General features: G+C 67.4%; 22 protein-coding genes. 8 read left to right on the forward strand and 14 right to left on the reverse strand.

Annotated elements, in window-relative coordinates; translation table 11 throughout:
- Positions 1-73: 73 nt before the first annotated feature.
- Positions 74-2,635, reverse strand: coding sequence for a winged helix-turn-helix domain-containing protein (locus GJG85_RS34340; RefSeq protein ID WP_050014119.1), 2,562 nt, complete (start codon positions 2,633-2,635; stop codon positions 74-76).
- A 269-nt stretch (positions 2,636-2,904) separates the two neighbouring features.
- Here GJG85_RS34340 and GJG85_RS34345 point away from each other — a divergent pair, with 269 nt between their 5' ends.
- Positions 2,905-3,876, forward strand: a complete 972-nt coding sequence (locus GJG85_RS34345; RefSeq protein WP_050014118.1) for a LysR family transcriptional regulator — start codon at positions 2,905-2,907, stop codon at positions 3,874-3,876.
- Between the two features lie 302 nt (positions 3,877-4,178).
- Here GJG85_RS34345 and GJG85_RS34350 read toward each other — a convergent pair whose 3' ends face one another.
- Positions 4,179-5,225 (reverse strand): MBL fold metallo-hydrolase, encoded by a 1,047-nt coding sequence (locus tag GJG85_RS34350; RefSeq protein WP_124557075.1) that lies wholly within the window; start codon positions 5,223-5,225, stop codon positions 4,179-4,181.
- A 594-nt stretch (positions 5,226-5,819) separates the two neighbouring features.
- On the opposite strand from GJG85_RS34350, the gene GJG85_RS34355 reads away from it, so the two are divergent.
- Positions 5,820-6,917 carry an IS5-like element ISButh6 family transposase gene (locus GJG85_RS34355; protein ID WP_080334439.1) on the forward strand — a complete coding sequence of 366 codons (1,098 nt, stop codon included), beginning with the start codon at positions 5,820-5,822 and terminating at the stop codon, positions 6,915-6,917.
- 168 nt (positions 6,918-7,085) lie between these two features.
- On the forward strand, positions 7,086-7,991 hold the full coding sequence (locus tag GJG85_RS34360) for a LysR family transcriptional regulator (RefSeq protein WP_050018288.1): 906 nt from the start codon (positions 7,086-7,088) through the stop codon (positions 7,989-7,991).
- 28 nt (positions 7,992-8,019) lie between these two features.
- Here the strand turns inward: GJG85_RS34360 and GJG85_RS34365 are convergent, their stop codons facing one another.
- From GJG85_RS34365 to GJG85_RS34385, 5 genes are all read right to left on the reverse strand, one after another.
- Positions 8,020-9,480, reverse strand: coding sequence for an alginate export family protein (locus tag GJG85_RS34365; RefSeq protein WP_124655263.1), 1,461 nt, complete (start codon positions 9,478-9,480; stop codon positions 8,020-8,022).
- Between the two features lie 14 nt (positions 9,481-9,494).
- On the reverse strand, positions 9,495-10,448 hold the full coding sequence (locus tag GJG85_RS34370; protein ID WP_060734298.1) for a hypothetical protein: 954 nt from the start codon (positions 10,446-10,448) through the stop codon (positions 9,495-9,497).
- A 172-nt stretch (positions 10,449-10,620) separates the two neighbouring features.
- Positions 10,621-12,522 carry an amidohydrolase gene (locus GJG85_RS34375; RefSeq protein WP_204384619.1) on the reverse strand — a complete coding sequence of 634 codons (1,902 nt, stop codon included), beginning with the start codon at positions 12,520-12,522 and terminating at the stop codon, positions 10,621-10,623.
- A gap of 19 nt (positions 12,523-12,541) precedes the next feature.
- Positions 12,542-12,709, reverse strand: a complete 168-nt coding sequence (locus GJG85_RS34380; RefSeq protein WP_014725963.1) for a DUF1427 family protein — start codon at positions 12,707-12,709, stop codon at positions 12,542-12,544.
- Between the two features lie 168 nt (positions 12,710-12,877).
- Positions 12,878-13,564, reverse strand: a complete 687-nt coding sequence (locus tag GJG85_RS34385) for a hydrolase (RefSeq protein WP_034175518.1) — start codon at positions 13,562-13,564, stop codon at positions 12,878-12,880.
- Between the two features lie 298 nt (positions 13,565-13,862).
- On the opposite strand from GJG85_RS34385, the gene GJG85_RS34390 reads away from it, so the two are divergent.
- Together GJG85_RS34390 and GJG85_RS34395 are read left to right on the forward strand one after the other, a co-directional pair.
- Positions 13,863-14,141, forward strand: a complete 279-nt coding sequence (locus GJG85_RS34390; protein WP_089490280.1) for a XapX domain-containing protein — start codon at positions 13,863-13,865, stop codon at positions 14,139-14,141.
- 107 nt (positions 14,142-14,248) lie between these two features.
- The gene (locus tag GJG85_RS34395) at positions 14,249-15,157 is read left to right on the forward strand and encodes a LysR family transcriptional regulator (RefSeq protein ID WP_050017618.1); all 909 of its coding nucleotides are present in this window, start codon (positions 14,249-14,251) and stop codon (positions 15,155-15,157) included.
- Between the two features lie 159 nt (positions 15,158-15,316).
- On the opposite strand, the gene GJG85_RS34400 is transcribed toward GJG85_RS34395, so the two are convergent.
- Together GJG85_RS34400 and GJG85_RS34405 are read right to left on the reverse strand one after the other, a co-directional pair.
- Positions 15,317-16,054, reverse strand: coding sequence for a YoaK family protein (locus GJG85_RS34400; protein WP_050017619.1), 738 nt, complete (start codon positions 16,052-16,054; stop codon positions 15,317-15,319).
- On the reverse strand, positions 16,036-16,272 hold the full coding sequence (locus GJG85_RS34405) for a DUF1427 family protein (protein ID WP_089490279.1): 237 nt from the start codon (positions 16,270-16,272) through the stop codon (positions 16,036-16,038). Before GJG85_RS34405 ends, GJG85_RS34400 begins: the two co-directional genes overlap by 19 nt.
- A 238-nt stretch (positions 16,273-16,510) precedes the next feature.
- Here GJG85_RS34405 and GJG85_RS34410 point away from each other — a divergent pair, with 238 nt between their 5' ends.
- The 3 genes from GJG85_RS34410 (at position 16,511) to GJG85_RS34420 (ending at position 19,417) form a co-directional block, all read left to right on the forward strand.
- A complete protein-coding gene (locus GJG85_RS34410; RefSeq protein WP_050017621.1) occupies positions 16,511-17,230 on the forward strand; it encodes a TetR/AcrR family transcriptional regulator in 720 nt (239 codons plus the stop codon).
- 127 nt (positions 17,231-17,357) lie between these two features.
- Positions 17,358-18,233 (forward strand): alpha/beta hydrolase, encoded by an 876-nt coding sequence (locus GJG85_RS34415; RefSeq protein ID WP_176016161.1) that lies wholly within the window; start codon positions 17,358-17,360, stop codon positions 18,231-18,233.
- Between the two features lie 41 nt (positions 18,234-18,274).
- Positions 18,275-19,417: an FAD binding domain-containing protein gene (locus tag GJG85_RS34420; RefSeq protein ID WP_050017623.1), complete on the forward strand. Its 1,143-nt coding sequence runs from the start codon at positions 18,275-18,277 to the stop codon at positions 19,415-19,417.
- Between the two features lie 193 nt (positions 19,418-19,610).
- On the opposite strand, the gene GJG85_RS34425 is transcribed toward GJG85_RS34420, so the two are convergent.
- From GJG85_RS34425 to GJG85_RS34445, 5 genes are all read right to left on the reverse strand, one after another.
- Complete coding sequence (locus GJG85_RS34425) at positions 19,611-19,889, reverse strand: DUF4148 domain-containing protein (protein WP_176016159.1); 279 nt, start codon at positions 19,887-19,889, stop codon at positions 19,611-19,613.
- A gap of 174 nt (positions 19,890-20,063) precedes the next feature.
- A complete protein-coding gene (locus GJG85_RS34430) occupies positions 20,064-20,813 on the reverse strand; it encodes an amino acid ABC transporter ATP-binding protein (RefSeq protein WP_050017625.1) in 750 nt (249 codons plus the stop codon).
- Positions 20,800-21,450: an amino acid ABC transporter permease gene (locus tag GJG85_RS34435; protein WP_050017626.1), complete on the reverse strand. Its 651-nt coding sequence runs from the start codon at positions 21,448-21,450 to the stop codon at positions 20,800-20,802. The genes GJG85_RS34430 and GJG85_RS34435 overlap by 14 nt, the downstream gene beginning before the upstream one ends.
- On the reverse strand, positions 21,447-22,133 hold the full coding sequence (locus GJG85_RS34440) for an amino acid ABC transporter permease (RefSeq protein WP_050017627.1): 687 nt from the start codon (positions 22,131-22,133) through the stop codon (positions 21,447-21,449). The genes GJG85_RS34435 and GJG85_RS34440 overlap by 4 nt, the downstream gene beginning before the upstream one ends.
- A gap of 89 nt (positions 22,134-22,222) precedes the next feature.
- Positions 22,223-23,029: a transporter substrate-binding domain-containing protein gene (locus tag GJG85_RS34445; RefSeq protein WP_050017628.1), complete on the reverse strand. Its 807-nt coding sequence runs from the start codon at positions 23,027-23,029 to the stop codon at positions 22,223-22,225.
- Positions 23,030-23,085: the final 56 nt, after the last annotated feature.

Below are 23,085 nucleotides of genomic sequence, written 5' to 3' on the forward strand. Positions count from 1 at the left end.
AAGAGCCGTTAAGCCCATGTCCAGCAAGGCATTCAGGCTACCGACGCGCGCTTCGAGCCGATTTGCCGTCGCTTCAGGTCCGCACACCGCGCGTTGCCGCGGCCTCCTGCAAATGCCCCTGCAACCACGACGGCGTGTCCGCCCGTCCCGCTTCGATCAATGCGTGTGCGCTCGCTGCGTCGCCGGCGCGTGCGAACACTTCGAGTTGCATCGGGGTGGCGCCCGCCGGCGTGACAGGTCTGCCTTCGTGAATGGCCTCGAAGCCCTCGCCCCATTTGTCCCAATACGCGAGACCGCGCCGGCGCGTGCGCTCGCGAAGCCGCGCGGTCCATTCGCGCGCAAGCGCCACTTCGCCTTCCCATGTCGCGACGGCGATCGAGCCGATCGCGAGCCCATAACAGACGGTCAGATCGTGATCGATCGCGAGCGCCTCCGTCGCGCAGTCGCGCGCGAGCGCCATCGCCGCGTCGGTCTCGCCCTGCAGCCACAGAATGCGCATCAGAATGGAAATCGCAGCGATATGCGCGTCGACCTGCGCGTGATTCGCGTGCGTCGCGCGCACCGGATCCTTGTCGCGCGCCATCACCGCTTCGATCAACGCGCGCGCGATATCGTGGTCCCCGAGGAAGTGATGTGACAGCGCACACATCCGGTCGGCGGTTTGCGTCGTCGAAAAATCACCCGTCCGTGCGGCGGCAGCGCGAAACGCACGCGCATGTTCGAGGCTTTCCGTGTACGCGCCCGCGAGCGTGCGATGCGCCCACACGCCCCACCGCATGCGCAATGCGAGCCGGTCGTCGCCGAGGCGCTGCGCGGCGGCCTGTGCGGCGTCGAATGCGTTCGCCATCGCCGCCGTCGGCCCACGCGTGTGCCACAGCGCGTGACCGTACGCGGCGAGCAGCTCGATATGCTGCGCCTTGCCCGCCAGATCCGAGTTTTCCGCCGCGGCGATCGCGCGCTCGGCCATCCGGAGGAACTCGTGAGGGAGCGAAAGATGAAACCACAGCGGCGCCGTCGCGATCAGCAGGTCGATCGCGAGCTGCGGCTCGCGATCCTGCGCGGCCGCCCAATCGAACGCGGCTCGCACGTCGTCGATTCGCTGGCTGTGAATCGCAAGCCACTGGCGCGGCGCCTTGCCTTCCCACGCCGCCACGGGGTCGGCAAAGATCGCGCAGCAGTACAGCGCATGGCGGCGGCGCGCGTCGTCGAGTTCGTCCGCCTCTTCAAGTCGCATATATGCGTAATGGCGCGTCGTGTCGAGCAGTCGATACGGATGGTCCGGATCGTCGATCGCGCAGGCGATCAGCGACTTGGCGATCAGGCCGGTGACGGCGTCGAAGGCGGCGAGTTCATCGACGTCGCCACCGGCCGCGACAGCCGCCGCGGCATCCATGCCGAACGCGGCCCGCATGACCGAGAGGCGGCGCAGCACCTGGCGCTCCTCCGGCCGGAGCAATTCATAGCTCCAGTCGAGCGTCGCGCGCAGCGTCTGCTGGCGCGGAAGCGCCGTGCGGCGGCCCTGCGTGAGCAGCGCGAAACGGTCGTCGAGCCGCGCTGCAATCGAATGCACGTCCATCAGGCCGACGCGCGCCGCCGCAAACTCGATCGCGAGCGGGATGCCGTCGAGCCGTCGGCAAATATCGATCACGGCGGCCAGATTCGCGTCGCTCAACGCGAACCGGTCATTGGCGGCGCGCGCACGGTCTTGAAACAGCGCGATCGCCGGGAACTGCACGGCATCGTGGAGGCTCACGCCTGCGACCGTTTCGGGCGACGGCAACGCGGCGAGGCGATGGACGGATTCGCCTTCCGCGCGCAGCGGCTCGCGGCTCGTGACCAGCAGATGCACGCCCGGCGCGCCTTGCAGCAGTTGCTCGGCGAGCACGGCAACGGCATCGATCAGATGCTCGCAGTTGTCCAGCACCAGCAGCACCGGCGACGCCCCGAGCGCCTGGATGAGATCGGGTACCGGATCGCCGCTGGAGACGGCCACGCCGAGCGCCGAGGCGATCGTACTGGCCGCGCTCGCGGCCGCGGAAACCGGCGCGAAATTGACGAACACGGCGCGCATGCCGGTGCGCTGGGCGAAGCGATGCGCGATGGCCACGGCTACCGTCGTCTTGCCCATGCCTCCCGGGCCGGCGATGGTGAGCAAGCGTCGCTCGGGCAAGTGGTCGGTCAGACCTGCGATGACGTCCTCGCGGCCTATCACGCGAGCGAGCGTGACCGGTAGACCGCGTGAACCGCTTTCGGACCCGTTGGAAGGCTGGGCGGCGTGCGTATGGGGCCGTGGTGCGGCAGGGTCCACTGCGTCGGCACGGGTAACGGGCGCCGCGAAACGATAGCCGCGTCCGGGTTCGTTGACGATGTAACGCGCGCCGTCCGGTCCGTCACCGAGCACCTTGCGCAACGCCGACAGATGCACGCGCAGCGCGCCTTCCTCGACGACGTTGTCGACCCAGACGCTGTCGCACAGATTGCGCGTCGAGACCAGCACGCCTGCCTGCTCGACGAGTACGACGAGAATGTCGAGCGCGCGGCTGCCGATTTTCAGCGGCGTCCCGTCCTTGAGCAGGATTCGTTGCGGGAATTGCAGCGTAAAGGGGCCGAACGCGAGGCTGTAAGGAGCGGTCATCGAGAGCGTCGTCGCGCGGGTTGAGGGTCGGCCGTGTCGACCAATACGGTGCGCTGGGCGCGCACACTGACGCAAAAACAGCCAATCATTACTCAAAAGCTCAGTACGCGCCCTTAAAAGATCTTAAAAAAACCGCTTTGTTGCAGCCGACGACGATTGGCACGGATCCGGGCGCCGACTTAGCAACGCTTAACAAGTCGTAACTGGCCCGATGCGCGTCTGCCCGCCAATATGGCTCCATGCAAGCCAATCAATGATCGGAGGTCGATATGGAGCGTCTGAAAGCACTGGAGGTATTCAAGGCAGTGGCGGACCACGGCAGTTTCACGCGGGCAGCGGACGCCACCAATCTTGGCGTACCGTCGGTGAGCCGCGCGGTGCAGGATCTCGAAACGATGCTCGGCGTGCAGCTCTTCAACCGGACCACGCGCCGCGTCGCGTTGACCACGGCGGGCCATGCGGTGCTCGAGCGCGTCACGGGCGTCCTGTCCTCCTATGAAGACCTCGCGCGTACCGGCAGCGACGAAGCCGGCGATTGCGCGGGTAACGTCCGCATCGAGGTGCCGGCAATCTTCGATACCGCCCGCCTCACTTCCGTCCTGGTCCGCTTCATGCGCGCCTGGCCGAAAGTACGGGTCGACGTGCGGCGCGTCGATCACCTGGCCGACACGCTCGGCGATCTTGCCGACCTCGCGATCGTCGTCGGTCGTTCGGCGCCGTCGTCGTGCATCGCGCGATCGCTCGCGGCCGTGCCGCTCGGGCTCTATGCGAGTCCTGCGTGGCTCGAACGGACCAACGATCTCGCTCACCCGCTCGATGTGCCTGCCGAAGCTTGCCTCGCGACGGGCGCACAGCATTCGGTGTGGACGGTCAGCCATGCAGCATCCGGGGACAGTGTGACGCTTGCCGCGCGCGCGGCGCTGCGCACGAATTGCCCTCATGCGCTTCTCGCGGCGGCCGTCGACGGCGAGGGGCTAGCCATCCTGCCCGACCCGCTCGCACGAGCGGCGCTCAATCGCGGCGAACTCGTGCGTGTGCTCGATGCGTGGCAGGTGGCGCCACTGGAAGCCTGTCTCGTTTACCGGTCCAGACGCAATCTCCCCGCGCGGGTACGCAAATTGACCGAGTATTTGCTCGACGCCTTCGGCGAGCAGCGCGAGGAGATCGGCGCAATGGCCGCTGTACCGAACATGGCCCGGATGGCAGCGACGCAGGCGACGCTCACGCCGTGCGCAGCTTGATGACGATTTTGCTGATACGAATGCAGGGGGAACGACGAAATGATGGTTGATTTTGCTGGATGTCTGCTGGATGTGTCGTCGCGGTATCTCGGACTCGCGATCCAGAACCGGACGGTCGTGGCTTGCGTCGACGCCGGACCGGGACACGCAACGCGCCTGAGCGATTCGCATCGTGGCGCGTCGTCCTCCAGAATGCCGCAGCATGCGCATGCCGCCACGGAGGTGGCCTCTCCGCTGTAGCCGGCCCGTCGGAGAAGCGGTGTGACGGCACTTCGTGTGCGATGACGAAGGACGCCGGGCCGTCACCGCACCGGCGTCGCGTCGTAGTTGACCGGCACCCAGTCGTATTGCGCACCCTCGCGGCGCAGGTGGCCAAGCCCCGGAAACGCGATATGCGCGGCGCCGACGAGATAGCGTCGATCGGCGACGCGCTTCAGCGTGTCCCGCCGCGTACGGCGGGCGGCGCCGGCATCGCTGTCGTACTGGACCGTCGCGTCGACATCGCGCAACTGGATCGCCGCCACATGCACGATGTCGCCCCATGCGAGCAGGCCCGCATTGCCGCTCTCGATCAGATAAGCCGTATGCCCCGGCGTATGGCCGGGCATCGGCACCGCGCGAATGCCGGGCGCGAGCGTCGCTTCGCCGCGAAACGTCTTGAAGCGGCCGGCCGCGACGTAAGGGGCGACCGCCGCGGCGGCCGCGTCGAAAAACGACGCGAGGAACGCCGGCGCCTGCGCCTTGTTGGCGGGATCGAGCCAGTACGCGGCCTCGACGGCGTTCACGCGCACGACGGCATTCGGAAACGTCATCGCGCCATTCGACGCGATCCCGCCGACATGGTCCTTGTGCAGGTGCGTGAGCAGCACTTCGTCGATCTGCGCGGGCGCGTAGCCGGCCGCGCGCAGGTCGTCGATCAGCTTGCCGCAGCAGTCGCCGTACAGCGTGCCGGCGCCCGCATCGACGAGGATCCGCTTCGATCCGGTATCGACCAGGAACGCGTTGATCGACCCCTGCACGGGCGGCTCCAGGAACGCGCGGTCGAGGTCGCGCCGGATCTCGTGCTTCGAGATGTCGCGAAACACCGTGTCGACCGGAAACGGATGAGTGCCGTCGGACAGCGCGATCACCGTGAAATCGCCGATCTTCTGCCGGTAGAAGCCGGGAGGCTGCTGGCCCGCGCCAGGGGCTGGCGCTGCGGATTGCGTTTCGGTTTGCGCATTGGCGTGGGCGTCGGGCTGCGCGCCGGCCTGCGCGAACGCCGCAGGCGCCGACAGGCCCGCGCACCCGGCCACGATCAGCAAACGGGCTGCATGCGCAACGCACGCGTGCCGGAACAGGGTCTTCATGCGATCTCCGCGACGAACCGTGCGCGCGCCCGGTCACGAACGGACCGACCCGTGCAACACGCAATGTCGCGCAGCTTATCGGGCGTCGTGGCGAAGATCCTGAGCGTCGCCTGAATTGTCCTGAAGACGCGGCACGCGCGCGCGGCCGCCGCACCGGCCGGCGCTAGAATGCGAACCGCATGCAACGCGACGTTACGACCCGCACAAGGGCCTGTTCACGCTAATAACGGGCTTGCGAACGTGCCTTTCCGCCCGCAGTGCAAGGAGTAAGGAGCGCCGTTTGGCCGTGCCAAACAAGCGACGCACGACGCCGCAATGTGGGCGGAAAGGCGCGTTCCCCTGTTTGGAAAAATGCATTCGTGGGGCTGCCCCCGGAAGGGCCGATCGCCGCGTCATGCTCCTCGCGAATACGTCGAGTATCCGCTTCGTCGCAATCCTTGCGCTCGGCCCTTCCGGGGGCCAGCGCAAGCCCGTTATTAGCGTGAACAGGCCCTAGCAGGCTGTTGAAATTCGGAACGGTGTAAACGGGCGTTGCGAGCGGTGCGTTAGAGATATCGTGTTCATGACCTTGGGCAGATAAGAGCGATGCGCGGAATGGACGAGATGCAGGAACCGCTGTTCACGACGGTGAAGCTGGAAGATTTCGTGCCGGCCGATCACCCGTTGCGGCCGCTCCGGCTGCTGGTCAATCAGGCACTGAAGCGGCTCAACGGGTTGTTCGGCACGATCTACGCGGACAGCGGCCGCGCGTCGATTGCACCGGAGAAGCTGTTGCGTGCGTTGTTGCTGCAGGTGTTCTACTCGGTACGCAGCGAGCGCATGCTGATGGAGCAGATGCGCTACAACCTGCTGTTCCGCTGGTTCGTCGGCTTGGCCATCGAAGACGCCGTGTGGGACCACTCGGTGTTCTCGAAGAACCGGGATCGACTGCTGGAGCACGACGTGGTCGAAGCGTTCTTTACCGAAGTCATGAGCCTGGCCGACAAGCAAGGGCTGCTGTCCAGAGAACACTTCTCGGTCGATGGCACGCTGATCCAGGCTTGGGCCAGCCACAAGAGCTTCCGGCCCAAGGACGGTTCGGACGATCCGCCAGCCGGCGGTGGCCGCAATGTCGACACCGACTGGAAGGGCAAGCGGCGCAGCAACGACACGCATGAATCGAGCACCGATCCGGATGCGCGCCTGTTCCGCAAGGGGCGGCAAAGCGGAGCCATCCTTTGTTATCAGGGGCACATCCTGATGGAGAACCGCTCGGGCTTGGTGGTCGGCGCAGTGGTCAGCCACGCTGATGGTTTCGGCGAACGCGCGAGTGCGTTGCGCCTGCTCGATTGCGTGCCGGGTCGTCACGCCAAGACGCTCGGCGCCGACAAGGGTTACGACATGCGCGACTTTGTGCGGGATTGCCGAGCGCGCAAAGTGACGCCACACGTCGCGCGCAACGACACGCATCAAGGCGGCAGTGCGATCGACGGCCGCACCTCGCGGCACGCCGGTTATGGCATTAGCCAAGTGATTCGCAAACGCATCGAAGAGCACTTCGGCTGGGGCAAGACCGTCGGCAGGATTCGACAGACCGCGTATCGCGGCCTCAAACGGGTCGACCAGCACTTCAAGCTGACGATGCTGGCGAGCAATCTGACTCGAATGGCGCGAATGCTGACGGTGGTGCCGCCGCAAGGAGCGGTGCAATGAGCCGCCCAAGCGCGGCCGTCGTACGGCAACGCGCCGGCTGGATCGCTCGCGAACGGTCCAGCTTCGGCGATTCGTTGGCAACTCGGCAGCCAAGCGCATACGAAATCCTTTTAAACAGTGCCCCAGTCATCAAAGCGAGGCGCTTTTCAACAGCCTGCTAGCAACCCCATGGACAAATTCTCCGCGCTGCGCGCATTCGTCGAAGTAGCGGAAGCCGGCGGCTTCTCGAGCGCGGGGCGCCGGCTCGATCTCGCCGCTTCGTCCGTCGTGCGCGCAGTGGACGCGCTCGAGGCATCGCTCGGCACCGTGCTGCTGAACCGCACGACGCGGCAGGTCACGCTGTCCGACGCGGGCGCCGTCTACTATGCGCGAGCGAAACGCGTGCTCGGCGAACTCGCCGATGCCGACGCGCTGGTGGCCGACCGCGGCGACGCGCCGTCCGGGCCGCTGCGCGTGTCGGTCCCGGTCGCGTACGGGCTGCGACGCATCGCGCCGCACGTCGCCGCGTTCGTCGCGCGCCATCCGAAGCTCGACCTCGACCTGCAACTGACCGACGAACGCGTCGATCTCGTGTCCGCGCGGATCGACGTCGCGATCCGGCTCGGCGACGCGGCCCCGACCGCGGAAGTCGTCGCGCGGCCGCTCGGCACGTTCCGGCGCTACGTGGTCGCGAGCCGCGCGTACCTCGACGCGCACGGCACGCCCGCGACGCCGGGCGAACTGGTCGATCACGCGTGCCTGCGCTTTCATTTCGGCGTCGACCAGCAGACGTGGACGTTCGCCGGCGCGCAACGCACGACGCAGGTCGTCGTCACCGGCCGGCTGAAATCGAATCACAGCGAGGTGCTGCGCGAGGCCGCGCTCGACGGCGCCGGTATCGCGCTGCTGCCCGACTGGCTCGTCGACGCGGATATCGAAGCGGGCCGCCTGCAGCGGCTGTTCGATCAGTACGACGTGACGCCGGGCTCGGCGCGCGCGGTGATCACCGCGCTGTACCTGCCGAACCAGCGCGGCTCGAAGCGCGTGACCGCGTTCATCGATTTCGTCGAATCGCTCGCCCGCGCGCAGCGCTGACACGTGCGGCGCGGAGCGACACGACGCGTCACCAGCCGAACTTCGCTTCCATCCCGAGATAGTCGGCATTGCGCGCACCGAGCGCGCGAATCGACGAGCCAAGCTGGAAGTGCACGGCCTCGAGCGCGAGCGCGACGTTCGCGTTCACGAGCCAGTCGACGCGCGCCTGCGCGTACATCCCCGTCCACGCACTGCCCTTGCCGGCCGTGCCCGGCACCGCCGACATCCCCTGACCGTAGATCGCGTCGGCGGTCGTCTGCCGCCACTGGAAGCCGACGGCGGTGAGCACCGTCACCGAGCTGGCCGGCTTGAACGTCAGCGACGGCTTCACGTGGATCAGGTTGCTGTATCCGGTGTAGCCGGCGAGCGTGAAGTAATAGCCGTTCGGAAACATCGGGTTGAACGTGCCGACGCGCCGGTCGCCCGGATGCGCGTCGCCCGACGCGCCGTCGACCTGGATGCCGACGCGCGGCGTGCCGGCCGTCTTCGCGAACGTGTAGCCGCCCAGCGCGCCGAACGCCCACGCGCCGACCGTATCCTGCCCGACGTGGCCGGTCTGCAGCATCGCCTCGACGTCCCAGTCGAACCCGTCGGTCTTGCCCGCGTAGCGCATGTCGAACACGTCGCGCCGCTCGGTGCCGGATGCATCCGGATAGCGCGCGTTGTCGCGCGTATAGCGCGACCAGTACGCGGACAGATCGCCGGGCCCCGTTGCGGTGCGCTCGACGCGCACGCCGTCGAATCGCAGGTGCCGGTTCGACACGTCGTCGAACACGGCCGCATTGCGATACTGCACCGGGCGCGTCACATAGCCGATCAAGCGCCATTTGCCGATTTCGTAATCGGTCCACAGTCCGTCGTACGCCTGCCGCACGTTCGGGCCGTCGCGCACCGACACGAAACGCTGCAAGTCGAACGCCATCTCCTGCCGGCCGATCCGCGTCTTGAACGTGCCGGGCCCCAGTTGATCGACGTACGCGATGAACGCCTGCTCGATATCGAGCTGATCCTTGTCGACCGGGCCGACCGTGTCCTTGCCGAACGGCCGCGCATCGACGAACTGCACGAACGCCTGGAAGTGCCCGCGATAGCGCAGATCGGCATGCACGTTCGCGCGCTGGATCACGTAGTTGTCGTCGTGCGCGGCGCCGAGGCCGAACAGCGGCGCGTTGTTCAGTTCGAAGCGCTCGCGCAGGTTCGCGCCGAGCGACAGGTAGGTCGACGGATCGTCGCCGAGCCGTATGTATTTCAGCGCGTCGAACGGCTTGCGCGGCACGCACGGATTCGCGAGCACCGACCAGTCTTCCTGCCAGCGGTTGAACGACACCGTCGGGCGCTTCGCGGTGCACGCCGCGGCGGCGGCGGCCGGCGACGCGGCCGCGCCGGCCGCCGCCACATCGGCATCGGCGCCGACGGCCGATCCCGCGTGCAACGCGGCGCCGCCCGCCAGCACGACGCACGGCAGCGCGCCGCGCCACGATCGCTTCATCGGCCTGCGCACCGTCATTTCGACCGCGCGTGGATTTCGGCGACGTAGCCGCCCGGGAACTGCACGAGCGCCGCGTCGCGACCGTCCGACTTGAACGGCGGCACCAGCACGGTCACGCCCGCGGCTTCGGCCTGCTTCAGCGTCGCGGCGAGATCGGCGACTTCATAGCCCGTCATTTCCCGCCCGAACGGGTAAGGCAGGTGGCCGTCGGTCGCGAGCACGGTCATCTTGCCGAAGCCCGACTCGATGCGAATGCGGCGGTACGTATCGTTCGGCCGGCCGATCTCGATGCCCGGCGCATGGCGCACGTCGGACACGATCTTGCCGTGCGAGAACGCGGCGAAGTTGCGTGCGAGCTTGCTCGCGCTTTCCGGCGATACGTACACGCGGTTCTCCGGCACCGTCTGCAGCGGGTCGTAGTTCGGCGCCTGCGTGTGCCAGTACAGCTGCATGTTCACGCCGCCCGGCCACCGGACGATCGCGTCGCGGCCGATCGGGTCGGGGAACGTCGTCACGACGATGTCCGCGCCATGCGCACGCGCCGACTTCACCGCGACGTCCATGTCGGTGACGAGATAGCCGGTGCGTTCCTCGCAGAACGGATACGGGATCGGCGTCTTGAAGCCGAATACCGAGATCGTGCCGACCGGCGTCAGCACGAGCTGCGACATCGTCTGGCTCGGCGTCGGCGTGACCTGGAACACGCCCTGCTTCGACTTCTTGCCGCCGAACGTCGCGACGAAGCTGTCGGTGAAGCGATCGAAGTCTTCCGGCGCGACGCACACGTGGGTCGTGTCGTACTGCGGGCCGACCGCGATCGCGGGGGAGCGCGCGGCGGCGGCCGGCGACGCGATGTCGTCGAGGTGGGTTTCGTCGGCGAATGCCGGCGCGCCGACCAGCAGCGCGGCGAGCACGGCCGACGACGCGGCGGTCATGCGCAGCAGGTTGCGCAGGTTGAATGAACTCATTGGTTTTCTCCGTGATGTTGACGCGCGCGGCGTGGCGCCGCGCGCGGATTCTGATTCAGCGGGATGCAGGCCGCTCATCCGGGCGGCCCGGACGACAGGCGAGAAACACGCGCACCGCGAGCGGCAGCGCGCGGACCCATGCCGGGGAGTTGAAAGCGGTATGCACGCGATATCAGATCGCCCAGCACGAACACCCGAACGCGCCCCAGAAGCCCTTCGCATCCGACGTCGGCAACGTGCTCGCCCATGCGCTCGCGTGCGCATGCTGGTGAAGGTTGCATTCGTTCGCGCAGCCGCACATCGCTGCGGCCGCTGCCGCGCGTTGCAGCGGCGCGCCGTTGCGTTGCGTCGCGCCCCAGCCGCCATAGCCGCCATAGCCGCCGAACTCGCGCACCGGCGACCAGTCCGGCATCGCCGGCGGAATCGGCGCGTCGTGCGACGCGAACGGCCCCGCGCCCCACACGATCTTCCCGTCGACCACCGTCAGCAATGCGGTCGTGGCGGCGATATCGTCCTCCGCGCACCCGAAGAAATCGCGATCGGGGACCACCAGGTCGGCAAGCTGACCCACCGCGATCCGGCCTTTCTTGCCTTCCTCGTTCGAGAACCACGTCACATACTCGGTCCACATCCGCAGCGCGGTTTCGCGATCGAGCAGGTTACGCTGCGGATACATGCGCATGCCGCCGACCGTCTTGCCCGTCACGAGCCACGCAAGCGACACCCACGGGTTGTACGACGCGACGCGCGTCGCGTCCGTGCCGGCCGACACCTTGAGCCCCTTCGCGAGCATCTTCGCGACCGGCGGCGTCGCCTCCGCGGCTTGCGCGCCGTAGCGCTCGACGAAGTATTCGCCCTGGTACGCCATCCGGTGCTGCACCGCGATCCCGCCGCCGAGCGCGGCGATCCGGTCCATCGATTGCTCGGTGATCGTTTCCGCGTGATCGAAGAACCAGTTCAGCCCTTCGAGCGGAATGTCCTCGTTGACCTTCTCGAACACGTCGAGCGCGCGGCTGATCGTTTCGTCATAGGTCGCGTGCATGCGCCACGGCCAGCGGTTTTCCGCGAGCACGCGCACGACGCCTTCGAGATCGTCCTCCATCTGCGCGGGCAGGTCCGGACGCGCGACGCGGAAGTCTTCGAAGTCGGCCGCGGAAAACGCCAGCATCTCGCCGGCGCCGTTGTTGCGGAAGTAGTCGGTGCCGTCGTGATACTTGACGCTCTTCGTCCAGTTCACGAAGTCTTCCTTCTCCGCGTTCGGCTTCTGCGTGAACAGGTTGTACGCGATCCGGATCGTCATCTCGCCCGCGTCGTGCAGCTTGCGGATCACTTCGTAATCGTCGGGGTAATTCTGCGAACCGCCGCCCGCGTCGATCACGCCCGTCACGCCGAGCCGGTTCAGCTCTCGCATGAAATGGCGCGTCGAGTTGTACTGATACTCGAACGGCAGCTTCGGCCCCTTCGCGAGCGTCGCGTAGAGGATCGTCGCGTTCGGGTTCGCGAGCAGCAGGCCGGTCGGGTTGCCGGCGGCATCGCGCAGGATCGTGCCGCCCGGCGGCTCCGGCGTGTCCTTCGTGTAGCCGACGACACGCAGCGCGGCCGCGTTCAGCAACGCGCGATCGTACAGGTGCAGGATGAACACCGGCGTGTCCGGCGCGACCGCATTGAGTTCTTCGATCGTCGGCAGCCGCTTCTCCACGAACTGATGTTCGGTGAAGCCGCCGACCACGCGCACCCACTGCGGCGCGGGCGTGATCGCGACCTGCTGCTTGAGCATCTCCATCGCGAGCGCAAGCGACGGCACGCCGTCCCAACGCAGTTCCATGTTGTAGTTCAGTCCGCCACGAATCACGTGGCAGTGGTTGTCGATCAGACCCGGCAGCACGCCGCGGCCGCCGAGATCGACCACCTTCGCCGCGCGGCCCGCGAGCGGCATCACGTCCGCTTCGCTGCCGACCGCGACGAAGCGCCCGGCGGCAATCGCGACGGCCGTCGCGACGGGGTTCGCGCGGTCGAGCGTCGTGAATCGTCCGTTGTGCAGGATCAGATCCGGTTGGGTCACGGTTGCGGTCATATGCATCACCTCTTGTTGATCAGAAGCCAAAGAGTTGTTTGACGGTGGGTAGGGCTTGCACGCCGATCAGCATGCCAAGCAACCCGACCAGCGCAATCAGCGGCGGTGCGGGAGAGCGAACCTTGATGGCGCTGTAAATCACACCGATCAGCAGGCCCGCACCAAGGGAAACCAGATAAGGTTCCATGCGATAAATCTCCCGGACAATTTCAAATGCAGGCGCAGTGTTTCGACCCGCATGCCGCGGGCGGCATTCGTGTTTCGGTCACGTCCGCCGCCCGCGGCAATGGAGCCCATGCGGCGCGTTCGCGTCGAACCCGCCGCACCGGCATCAGCCGTTACCGGCCGTCTTCACTTACTTCGCCGGAACCGGCGCAATCGACTCGTGCGGCGTCGCGGTGCGCTGCGGTGCCTTGTGGAGCATCGTGTACGCGTAGTCCACGCCCATCCCGTATGCGCCCGAATGCTCCTTCGCGATCGCCATCACCGCGTCGTACGTCTCGCGGCGCGCCCAGTCGCGCTGCCATTCGAGCAGCACCTGCTGCCACGTGACCGGCACCACGCCGGCCTGCACCATGCGCTGCATCGCGATATCGTGCGCAGCCTGCGTCGTGCCGCCCGATGCGTCGGCGACCATGTAGATCTCGTAGTCGCCTTCGAGCATCGCGCACAGCGCGAACGTCGTGTTGCAGACTTCGGTCCACAGGCCCGACACGACCACCTTCTTGCGGCCGTTCGCGGCGAGCGCGTCGCGCACCTTCTGGTCGTCCCACGAATTCATCGACGTGCGTTCGAGCGTCTTCTGGTTCGGGAACACGTCGAGCAGTTCGGGATACGTGTGGCCCGAGAAGCTCTCGCTTTCGACCGTCGTGATCGTGGTCGGGATGTTGAAGACCTTCGCGGCCTTCGCGAGGCCGACGACGTTGTTCTTCAGCGTCTGGCGATCGATCGACTGCACGCCGAACGCCATTTGCGGCTGCTGGTCGATGAAGATCAGCTGGCTGTTGTGCGGGGTAAGTACTTCAAGCTTGGGGTTGCTCATGATGGTGATGTCCTTTGACGCGGAGAAAGATGAGACTCGCCTGGCCGACGAATCCGCGAAGCGTCCAATGCGCGGTGCCGGCAACCGGCCTGCGTCATTCAATACGCGAATGCGCGACCGCACCAGTTAATTGTTCTGATTCTCGCCACGCGCTGAATTCAGACTGAAAAGATCTGAATTTCATTGAATGCGCTGACGACGAACGCGCAGACCTGATAGGCTGGCCCAAGACTTTCGGATCGACGCCAGCCCGGTATTCATCCGTATTTTTAAACGGCCGTCATTCCATTCCAGACCCATGAAACCGTACATTGCTTCACTTCTCGCCGGCATCCTCGCCGGCGTCGTTTACGCGCTGATCGGCGTGCAATCGCCGGCGCCGCCCGCCGTCGCCCTGGTGGGCCTGCTCGGCATTCTGGCCGGCGAACAGATCCTTCCCGTGGTGCGACGGATGTTCGACGGGATCCGACTGGGAACCGCGTGGCGCGACGCGAAGTGCAACCAGCACATGTTCGGCGCGCTGCCCGGCGCACACGCCGACGCTGCCGTGAAGCGCCGCGAATCGACACCGACGTGACAGGCGGACGTCGAGCGAATGCGGCGGCGGCCCGTTGTGAACAGGATTGGAATCCGCGTCGCCCGACGGCGCGACATCGCCTGATGCCCTTGCCGTAGAAACTCGCCATGAAGCTGTCTTTCGAAGCACTCGAGGCACTGGACGCGATCGACCGCACCGGTACGTTTGCCGACGCGGCAGAGCTGGTGCACCGCGTGCCGTCAGCGCTGACATACGTCGTACAGAAGCTCGAGAGCGATCTCGGCGTCGCGTTGTTCGATCGCAGCGGGCGTCGTGCGAAGCTCACGCATGCGGGCCGCGTCGTCGTCGAGGAAGGTCGCCGTCTCCTTCATGCCGCCGAACAGCTCGAACGGAAGGCCCAGCGCGCGCAGCAAGGTTGGGAAACCGAGGTCCGCGTCTGCATCGCCGAGATACTGCCGTTCGACATGATGTGGCCATACGTTCACGCGTTCTACGATCTTGAAATGGACACGCGACTGCGCTTCTCCACCGAAGTGCTCGGCGGCACCTGGGATGCGCTGATTTCGCGGCGGGCCGACCTGATCGTCGGCGCGGCGGGCGAGCCTCCGGAACTGCCGGACATCGTCGCGCAGCCCATCGGCACGCTCCGGCACGTGTTCGCGGTCGCCCCTACCCATCCGCTCGCGGCGCTGCCCGAACCGCTGTCGATGGCGGCGATCGTCGAGTATCGCAGCGCGGTGATCTCCGACACGTCCCGCGAACTTCAGCCGCAGCCCGTCGCGCTTGACGCCGGCCAACCGTATCTCGCGGTGCCGACGCTCGCCGCGAAACTGGCCGCGCAATGCGAAGGACTCGCGGTGGGTACCCTCCCGGACTGCATCGCGGCGCCCGCGATCGCGCAAGGCAGGCTCGTCGCGCGGGAAGTCACCGGCATGCGCGACACGACCCATTGCTATATCGCATGGCGCGCCGACGAAGCCGGACGCGCGCTACGCTGGTGGGTCGAACAGCTCGGTCACCACGACCTCGTCGACCGGTTCACCGCGCGCGCGTGACGTTGCGCTTTCCGCGAACGGTCGAGCGGTCTCACGCTTGCCGACCTGCATCAATCAAGCGGTTCTCGAAGTCAGCGTTGAATGAAATGAAGAAACGCAGGGCGGCTTCGCCGCCGCCCCGGTGGCGCACGCAGCCGACGCCGCGTGCGGAATCGGCGTTCAGCGCGACGCGGACGGCTCGCCGGCGCGGCCGGATCGCCAGGTGAGGAAACCGAGCGCCGCAAGCGGCAGCGCCAGGGCCCAGAACCCGGCGTACAGGTACGCGGTCGCGCCGGCGCCCGCGCCGATCGCGAAACCGACAACCGGCGGCAGCGTGCGTCGCAGCCGCGCGCGTGCGGCTTCCCGTTCGGCCGGCGCGGCGATCGGCACAAGCCAGTCGAATGCATCGATGACCGCCTGCGTGACGTTGCCGGTCATCACGGTATTCGCGACGACGGTGCGCGCGGTCAGCCGGCCGTGCGCGTTCTGCACGCCCATTGCCGCCGCACCGAGCAGCCCGCAGACGATCGTCGCGGGCGCATCGGCGCTGCCGATCGGCGACGCCGCGACGCCCGCGAGCATGAAGCCGGCCAGCAGGATCGTCTGCAGTGCATACAGCGAGCACGCCCGCGGGCCATGCCCGCGCACGCGCATCCGGTGATCGAGCAGGCGGGCGGCCACGATGCCCGCAATGAAGGCCGGAAACGCGAGCCACTTGATCATCAGGCCCTGGCCGACACCGGCGAGGCCCGAGCCGATGAGGATGAAGTTGCCGGTGACGTGCGCGGTAAAGAGCCCGAACAGCGCGACGAAGCCGAGCGTGTCGACATAGCCGGCGATCGAGGCGAGGAACACATCCTCGCCGCGCAGGTGATCGGGGGCCGCCGCGCCCGCTGCCGTTACTTGCGCGGGCTGCATGTCGTGGCTTCCGTGGTTCTATCGAAGGTGTCCGTATCGCGGACCCGCGCGGCGAGCACGCGCCATTGCGCCTGCACGAGCGGAATCGCATGCTCGCGGAAGACGAGGCCGAGCAGGCCCGCTGGCGCGGTCAGCGGCCGCGCGGGCGACTGCACGCGCACGAGGGGGGGCAGGAAGCCGACTGCGATGCCGGCTCCCGGCGAGATCAGGTAAGCCATGGTCCGTTCCGGTTGCGCCGCGGGCCGGCCGAAGGGCGTCGGCCTCGTGCAGCGGTTCGGGAGCAAGCGTAGGGAATGCGGGCCTGAAAGTCATGGCGGCGACCTGAAATTTTCTGAAACCGCCGAACCGCGCGCGGCACGACGCCCGCCTTCGCGGCCTGCCGCGCGGCCCTCGCCGGGGCGCGCCTTGCTATTTTTCGATCGATAAGTGCAGAATGGCCCATTCAGGAGCCGACGCATGACCGAGACCAAGCGCAATGCAGCGCCCCGTGCGCGCAGGACGACCGCCGACGACACCGCCGGCACATCGGGCCGCCGCCTCACGCCGGAAGCACGCGAACGACAGATCGTCGAAAAGGCGGTCGAACACTTCGCGACCCACGGTTTTTCCGGCAGCACGCGCGAGCTCGCGCGGCAGATCGGCGTGACCCAGCCGCTGCTCTACCGGTATTTCCCGAGCAAGGAAGCGCTGATCGATCGCGTATACGACGAGGTCTACACGTGGGACCCCGAGTGGGAAAAGCTGATCGCCGACCGCTCGGTTCCGCTCCAGCAGCGGCTCGTCGCGTTCTACCGGTCGTACGCGCAGACGATCCTGCGGCGCGAATGGATCCGCACGTTCATCTTCGCGGGGCTCAGCCGCGAGGGCTTCAATACGCGCTATCTGTCGCGGCTGCGCGAACGCGTGTTCCTGCCGGTGCTGCGCGAGCTGCGGCACGCGTACGACATCGCGACACCGGCGTCGGAAGCGCAGCGCAACGCGGAAATCGAACTGGTGTGGAGCCTGCACGCGAGCATCTTCTATCTCGGCGTGCGCAAGTGGGTATACGGGTTGCCGGTGCCCGACGATCTCGACGCGGAAATCGAACGGCAGATCGACGCGTTCCTGAACGGCACGCCGGCCGCGCTGCAGCGTGTGGCGTCCGACGCATCCGGCAAGCGCCCCCGCCGCAAGTGATGCCGGCGTGGCATGGCGCTCAGGCCGGTTCAGAACGATTCAGCCGCGACGCACGTCGCCTGCCCTATCCTCGGACAGCATCGGACGCGTGCCGTATCGCGCACCGCCCGCACAACCGGGATTTCCCATGACGACCGACACGCTTGCACTGACCCACCACACCGTTACGGCGAACGGCATCCGCCAGCACGTCATCGATGCCGGCGCGGGGCCCGTCGTCGTGCTGCTGCACGGCTTCCCCGAAACGAGCTTCGCGTGGCGCTTCCAGATTCCGGCGCTGGCACGGCACTATCGCGTGATCGTGCCCGACCTGCGCGGCTACGGCGAAACCGACAAGCCCGCGGCCGGCTACGACAAGCGCAACATGGCGCGCGACGTCGCCGCGCTGCTCGATGCGCTCGGCATCGGGCGCATCGCGCTCGTCGGGCACGACCGCGGCGCACGCGTCGCGACGCGTTTCGCGAAGGACTTCCCCGAACGTGTCGACCGGCTCGTCGTGATGGACAACGTGCCGACGCGCATCGTCGCGCAGAACATGACCGCGCAAACGGCCCGCGCGTACTGGTTTTTCCTGTTCCACCAGGTGCCCGACCTGCCGGAGGCGCTGATCGCCGGCAAGGAAGCCGAATGGCTCGGCTATTTTTTCGCCGACTGGTGCTACAACCCGCACGCGATCTCGGGCGATGCGTTCGACACGTACGTGCGCGCGTATCGGCGTCCGGGCGCCGTGCGCGGCGCGCTGGCGGACTATCGCGCGAACGCGGAAGACGTCCAGCAGGACCTCGTCGATGCGGATATCAGGATCGCGTGCCCGACCATGGCGATCTGGGGCGAGGATTTCTACGCGGTCGGCAAGATGTTCGACATGAAGACCGTGTGGGAAAGCATGGCAACCCACCTGCGTGCCGAGCCGATCGCGCAGTGCGGACATCTGCCGCACGAGGAGCAGCCCGAGCGCGTGAACGCGCTGCTGCTCGATTTCCTGCGCGGCTGGGGCGGCTGACGCGCCGTTCGCCGCACGCGGCATCATCGAGGGAACATCGGATGGAACACGGATCGGGCCGCAAGGCCGTCATCGCCGGCGGATCGGTCGGCGGGCTGTTCGCGGCGACCGCGCTGCGCGCGGCCGGCTGGGACGTCCGCGTCTTCGAGCAATCGCCGCACGCACTCGACAGCCGCGGCGGCGGCATCGTGCTGCAGCCGCCGATCGAGCGCGCATTCGCGTTCGGCGGCATGGCGCTACCGCGCGACGCGGGCGTCGATTCGGTCGACCGGATCTACGTCGACGCGCAGGACCGGATCGTGCAGCGCTTCGCGATGCCGCAGACGCAGACGGGATGGAACGTGATCTACACGGCGCTGAGGCGTGCGCTGCCGGCCGAAATCATCCACGCGGGCGACGCATTCGAGCGGTTCGAGCAGGACGGCGAGCGGATCGTCGCGCATTTCGCGAGCGGCCGCGTCGAGACGGCCGACCTGCTGATCGGCGCGGACGGCGGCCGCTCGACGGTGCGCGCGCAGTTGCTGCCGGACGTGCAGCCGGCGTATGCGGGTTATGTCGCGTGGCGCGGGCTCGTCGACGAACGCGCGCTGCCCGAGCAGGTGCTGGTCATGCTGCGCGAACGCTTCACGTTCCAGCAAGGCGACCGGCACCTGTTCCTCACCTATCTGGTGCCCGGCGCCGACGGCGCGACCGAACCGGGCGGGCGGCGCGTGAACTGGGTGTGGTACCGGCGGCTCGCGTCCGACCGGCTGCCGTCGCTGTTCCTCGCGCGCGACGGCACGCAGCGCGACGGGTCGCTGCCGCCCGGCGCGATGCGCGACGACAACCGCGCGGAACTCGTCGACGCCGCCGACCGGATGCTCGCGCCGACACTCGCCGCGCTCGTCGATGCGACCGCCGCGCCGTTCGCGCAGGCGATCGTCGATCTCGCGGCCGCACGCATGGCGTTCGGCCGCGCGGTGCTGCTCGGCGACGCCGCGTGCATCGTGCGCCCGCACACCGCGGGGGGCGTCGCGAAAGCGGCGGACAACGCGGTCGATCTCGCCGAAGCGTTGCGCGACGTCGCACGCGGCGTCGCGTTCGACGCCGCGCTGGCGGGCTGGGACGCCCGTCAGCGGGCGGCCAGCGCGCTGTTGTCCGCGCGCGGGATCGCGCTCGGCGCGCGGCTGATGGGCGCGGCGTGACGGCTCGCCGGCCGGAGGTCGAGTGCCGCGCGGTGCGGATCGAAGTCGGGGTTCAACGCGCGCAGCACGCCGGCGCGCCCGCCGTCGTCATCGGGCAGTTGCGGCTGCCCGCGCGCGAAAGCCGGGGCCGCGGCCGCCGCAAGCCACGCGGCGATCGCCAGCCCCGTCACGCGTATCGATATGGCGGCCCGCTTCATTGCGCGCTCGCGGTCGACACGGCGGCCGACGTCATGGCCATTGCCGTGTGGCTGTCGCCATGCGCGATCGCATACAGCTCGCGATTGCGCGCGATCGTCTGCGTGCTCGGCGGATAGTCCCAGTTCGACGTCGGCACCGTGCCGTCGCGCTCGGCCCGAACCAGGTCGGCGCGCACGTCGGCGCGCGTGACCGTATGGTCGGCGGTTTGCGCGAATGCGACGACCGGCGCGCTCAGCGCACAGGAAATCAGGACTGCACGAATCAGCTTGTTCATGACCTTCACCTCTCAAAGATAGCGTGTTCGCGTCCGCCGATCAGGCCGGACATCCGCTCCGCATCGATGCGATGAGGAGTGATGTCCATTCTGCGATTCGCGCGCTGTCCGGAAGGTGAGGCTTCGATTACGGTCTTGTCATCTGGTCGCGGCCCGGCCGCACGGCCGTGTCGGTCAACGCGCAGCGGTTTCCGGATTCCGCACGCTGCTCAGAAACCGCGTCAACTCCACCGTCTGCGGCCGCTCGAAGATTTCCTCGGCCGTCCCGCTCTCCCACACGCGTCCCTGGTGCATGAACACGATCCGGTCGCTCACCGCCCGCGCGAAGTTCATCTCGTGCGTGACCATGATCAGCGTCATGTCCTCGCGCGCGAGTTGCTCGACGACGCCCAGCACCTCGCCGACGAGCTCGGGATCGAGCGCGGACGTGATCTCGTCGCACAGCAGCACGCTCGGCTTCATCGCGAGCGCACGCGCGATCGCGACGCGCTGCTGCTGGCCGCCCGACAGCTGTTCCGGAAACGCGTCGAACTTGTCGCCGAGGCCGACGCGCTCGAGCATCAGCTCCGCGATCGCGCGCGCCTGCTGGCGGTGCGACTTCTTCACCACCGACTGCGCGAGCATCACGTTCTGTCCGGCGCTCAGATGCGGAAACAGGTTGTATTGCTGGAACACCATGCCGACCTTCAGCCGCAGCGCACGCAGGTCCGCATGCCGTGCATCGACGCGTTCGCCGTCGACCGAAATCGTGCCCGCGTCGATGCTCTCGAGCCCGTTGAGCGTGCGCAGCAGCGTGCTCTTGCCCGAGCCGCTGCGGCCGATGATCGACACGACCTGCCCGCGCTCGACGGACAGATCGATGCCCTTGAGCACATGATGGGTGCCGAAGTTCTTTTCGAGACCCCGGGTTTCAACGAGCGGCATGCCATCTCCTTTGCAACGTGCGCGCATAACGGGTAAGCGGATAGCAGAGCGCGAAATAGATCAGCGCGACGAGGCCATACACGACGAACGGCCGGAACGTCGCGTTCGAGATCGCGATGCCGACCTTCGTCAGCTCGGTGAAGCCGATGATCGACACGAGCGCCGTATCCTTCACCGCCTGCACGCCGAAGCCGACCGTCGGCGCGATCGCGATGCGCGCGGCCTGCGGCAGGATCACGTGACGCAACTGCTCGACATAACTCATCGCGAGGCTCGCCGACGCCTCCCACTGCCCTTTCGGCACCGCCTCGACGCAGCCGCGCCAGATCTCGGCCAGATACGCGCTGGTGAAGAACGTGAGCCCCGCGGTGGCCGCGACCCACGGCGAAACGTCGAGCCCGACGAGCGGCAAGCCGAAGAACACGATGAACAGTTGCATCAGCAACGGCGTGCCCTGGAACACTTCGATATAGAGTTTTGCGACACCGCGCAGCACCGTCGAATTCGACACGCGCATCACGAGCAGCCCGAGGCCGACGAGGCCGCCGGACACGAACGACACGATCGACAGCACGATCGTCCAGCGCGCGGCCAGCAGCAGGTTCGCGAGCATCTGCCCGAACGTGAAATCGGTCATCGCGCACCTCGCATGCGGCGGGAGAACAGGCGGCGGCCCATCGCGCCGAGCGTCGCGCGCATCAGCAGCGCCATCGCCAGATACGCGAGCGTGATCACGAAGTATGTCTCGAATGCGCGGAAGTTGCGTGACTGGATGTAGCTGGCCGCATAGGTCAGATCGGCCACCGAGATCTGCGACACGACCGCCGAGCCGAGCATCGTGATCACGATCTGGCTCGACAGCGCGGGAAACACCTTGGCGAGCGCCTGCGGCAGCACGACGTGGCGCAGCATCTGCGCGCGCGACATCGCGAGCGCGGACGCCGCCTCCAGATGCCCTTTCGGCACGGCGGCCACGCCCGCGCGCACGATCTCGACCGAGTACGCGCCGAGATTGAGCGTCATCGCGAGGATCGCGGCCGTGTATTCGTCGATGTGCACGCCGAGCGCCGGCAAGCCGAAGAAGATGAAGAACAGCTGGACGACGAACGGCGTATTGCGAATCGCCTCGACGTACGCGCCGATCAGCGGGCGAAGTTTCACGGCCGCGCGCGCGTCGGCGCTGTACGCGGCCGCGCCGAGCACGCCGACCGCCACGCCGAGCACGGTCGCGACCGCGGTCAGCGCGAGCGTGATCGCCGCGCCGCTCGCGAATACGCCGGCATACTCGGCAAGCTCGCCGAATTGAAGCTGGTAGCTCATGGGAACGGGATAGATTCGGGTTCGGACAACGACACGCGCCGCGCCGGGCATCCCGGCCGCGGCGACGTGTCACGCGACACGGCGATGCGTCACAGTCCGGCCGGCAACGGCTGGCCGAGCCACTTGCGCGACATTTCGCCCAGCGAGCCGTCCTGCTTCGCATGCGCGATCGCATCGTCGATCTTCGCGAGCAGGCGCGGTTCGTTCTTGTTGACGCCGACGAAGCACGGCGAATTCTTGATCACGAACTTGACCTCGGGGCGGCGCGGCGGATTCTTCGCGAGAATCGCCGCCGCGACGATGTTGCCGGCCGCGATCAGTTGGACCTGCCCCGACAGGAAAGCCTGGATCGTCGCGTTGTTGTCCTCGAAGCGCTTGATCGTCGCGTTCGGCGCGAGCTGCGACAGCGCGATCTCCTCGAGCGCGCCGCGCGTCGCGCCGACCGTCTTGCCGCCGAGGTCGGCGGGCGTGCTCACCTTCACGTCGGACGGCCCGAACACGCCCTGGAAATACGGTGCGTACGCGCTCGAGAAGTCGATGACCTTCTCGCGCTCCGGCGTCTTGCCGAGCGACGAGATCACCATGTCGACCTTGTTGGTCGTCAGGTACGGAATCCGGTTCGCACTGTTCACGGGCACCAGCTTCAGCTTGACGCCGAGCGCCTTGGCGAGGAGTCCTGCCATGTCGATGTCGTAGCCCTGCGGCTGCATGTCCGTGCCGACCGAACCGAACGGCGGATAGTCCTCGGGCACCGCGACGCGCAGCGTGCCGTTCTTCGCGATGGTGTCGAGCGCATCGGCGTGGGCCGGCGCGGCGGCGAACAGCGCGATCACGGGGGCGGCGAGCAGCGCAGCCAGCCAGGTGCGTCGGGGGAACGGTCGGGTCGTCGGGCTCACGGTGAATCTTCCTTGTCTGGTATGTCGTCGGGCAGCGCGCAACGATTGCGCGGCCG

Source organism: Burkholderia sp. MS389 (assembly GCF_016899425.1).
In the GTDB taxonomy this organism is placed as follows: Bacteria; Pseudomonadota; Gammaproteobacteria; order Burkholderiales; family Burkholderiaceae; genus Burkholderia; species Burkholderia sola.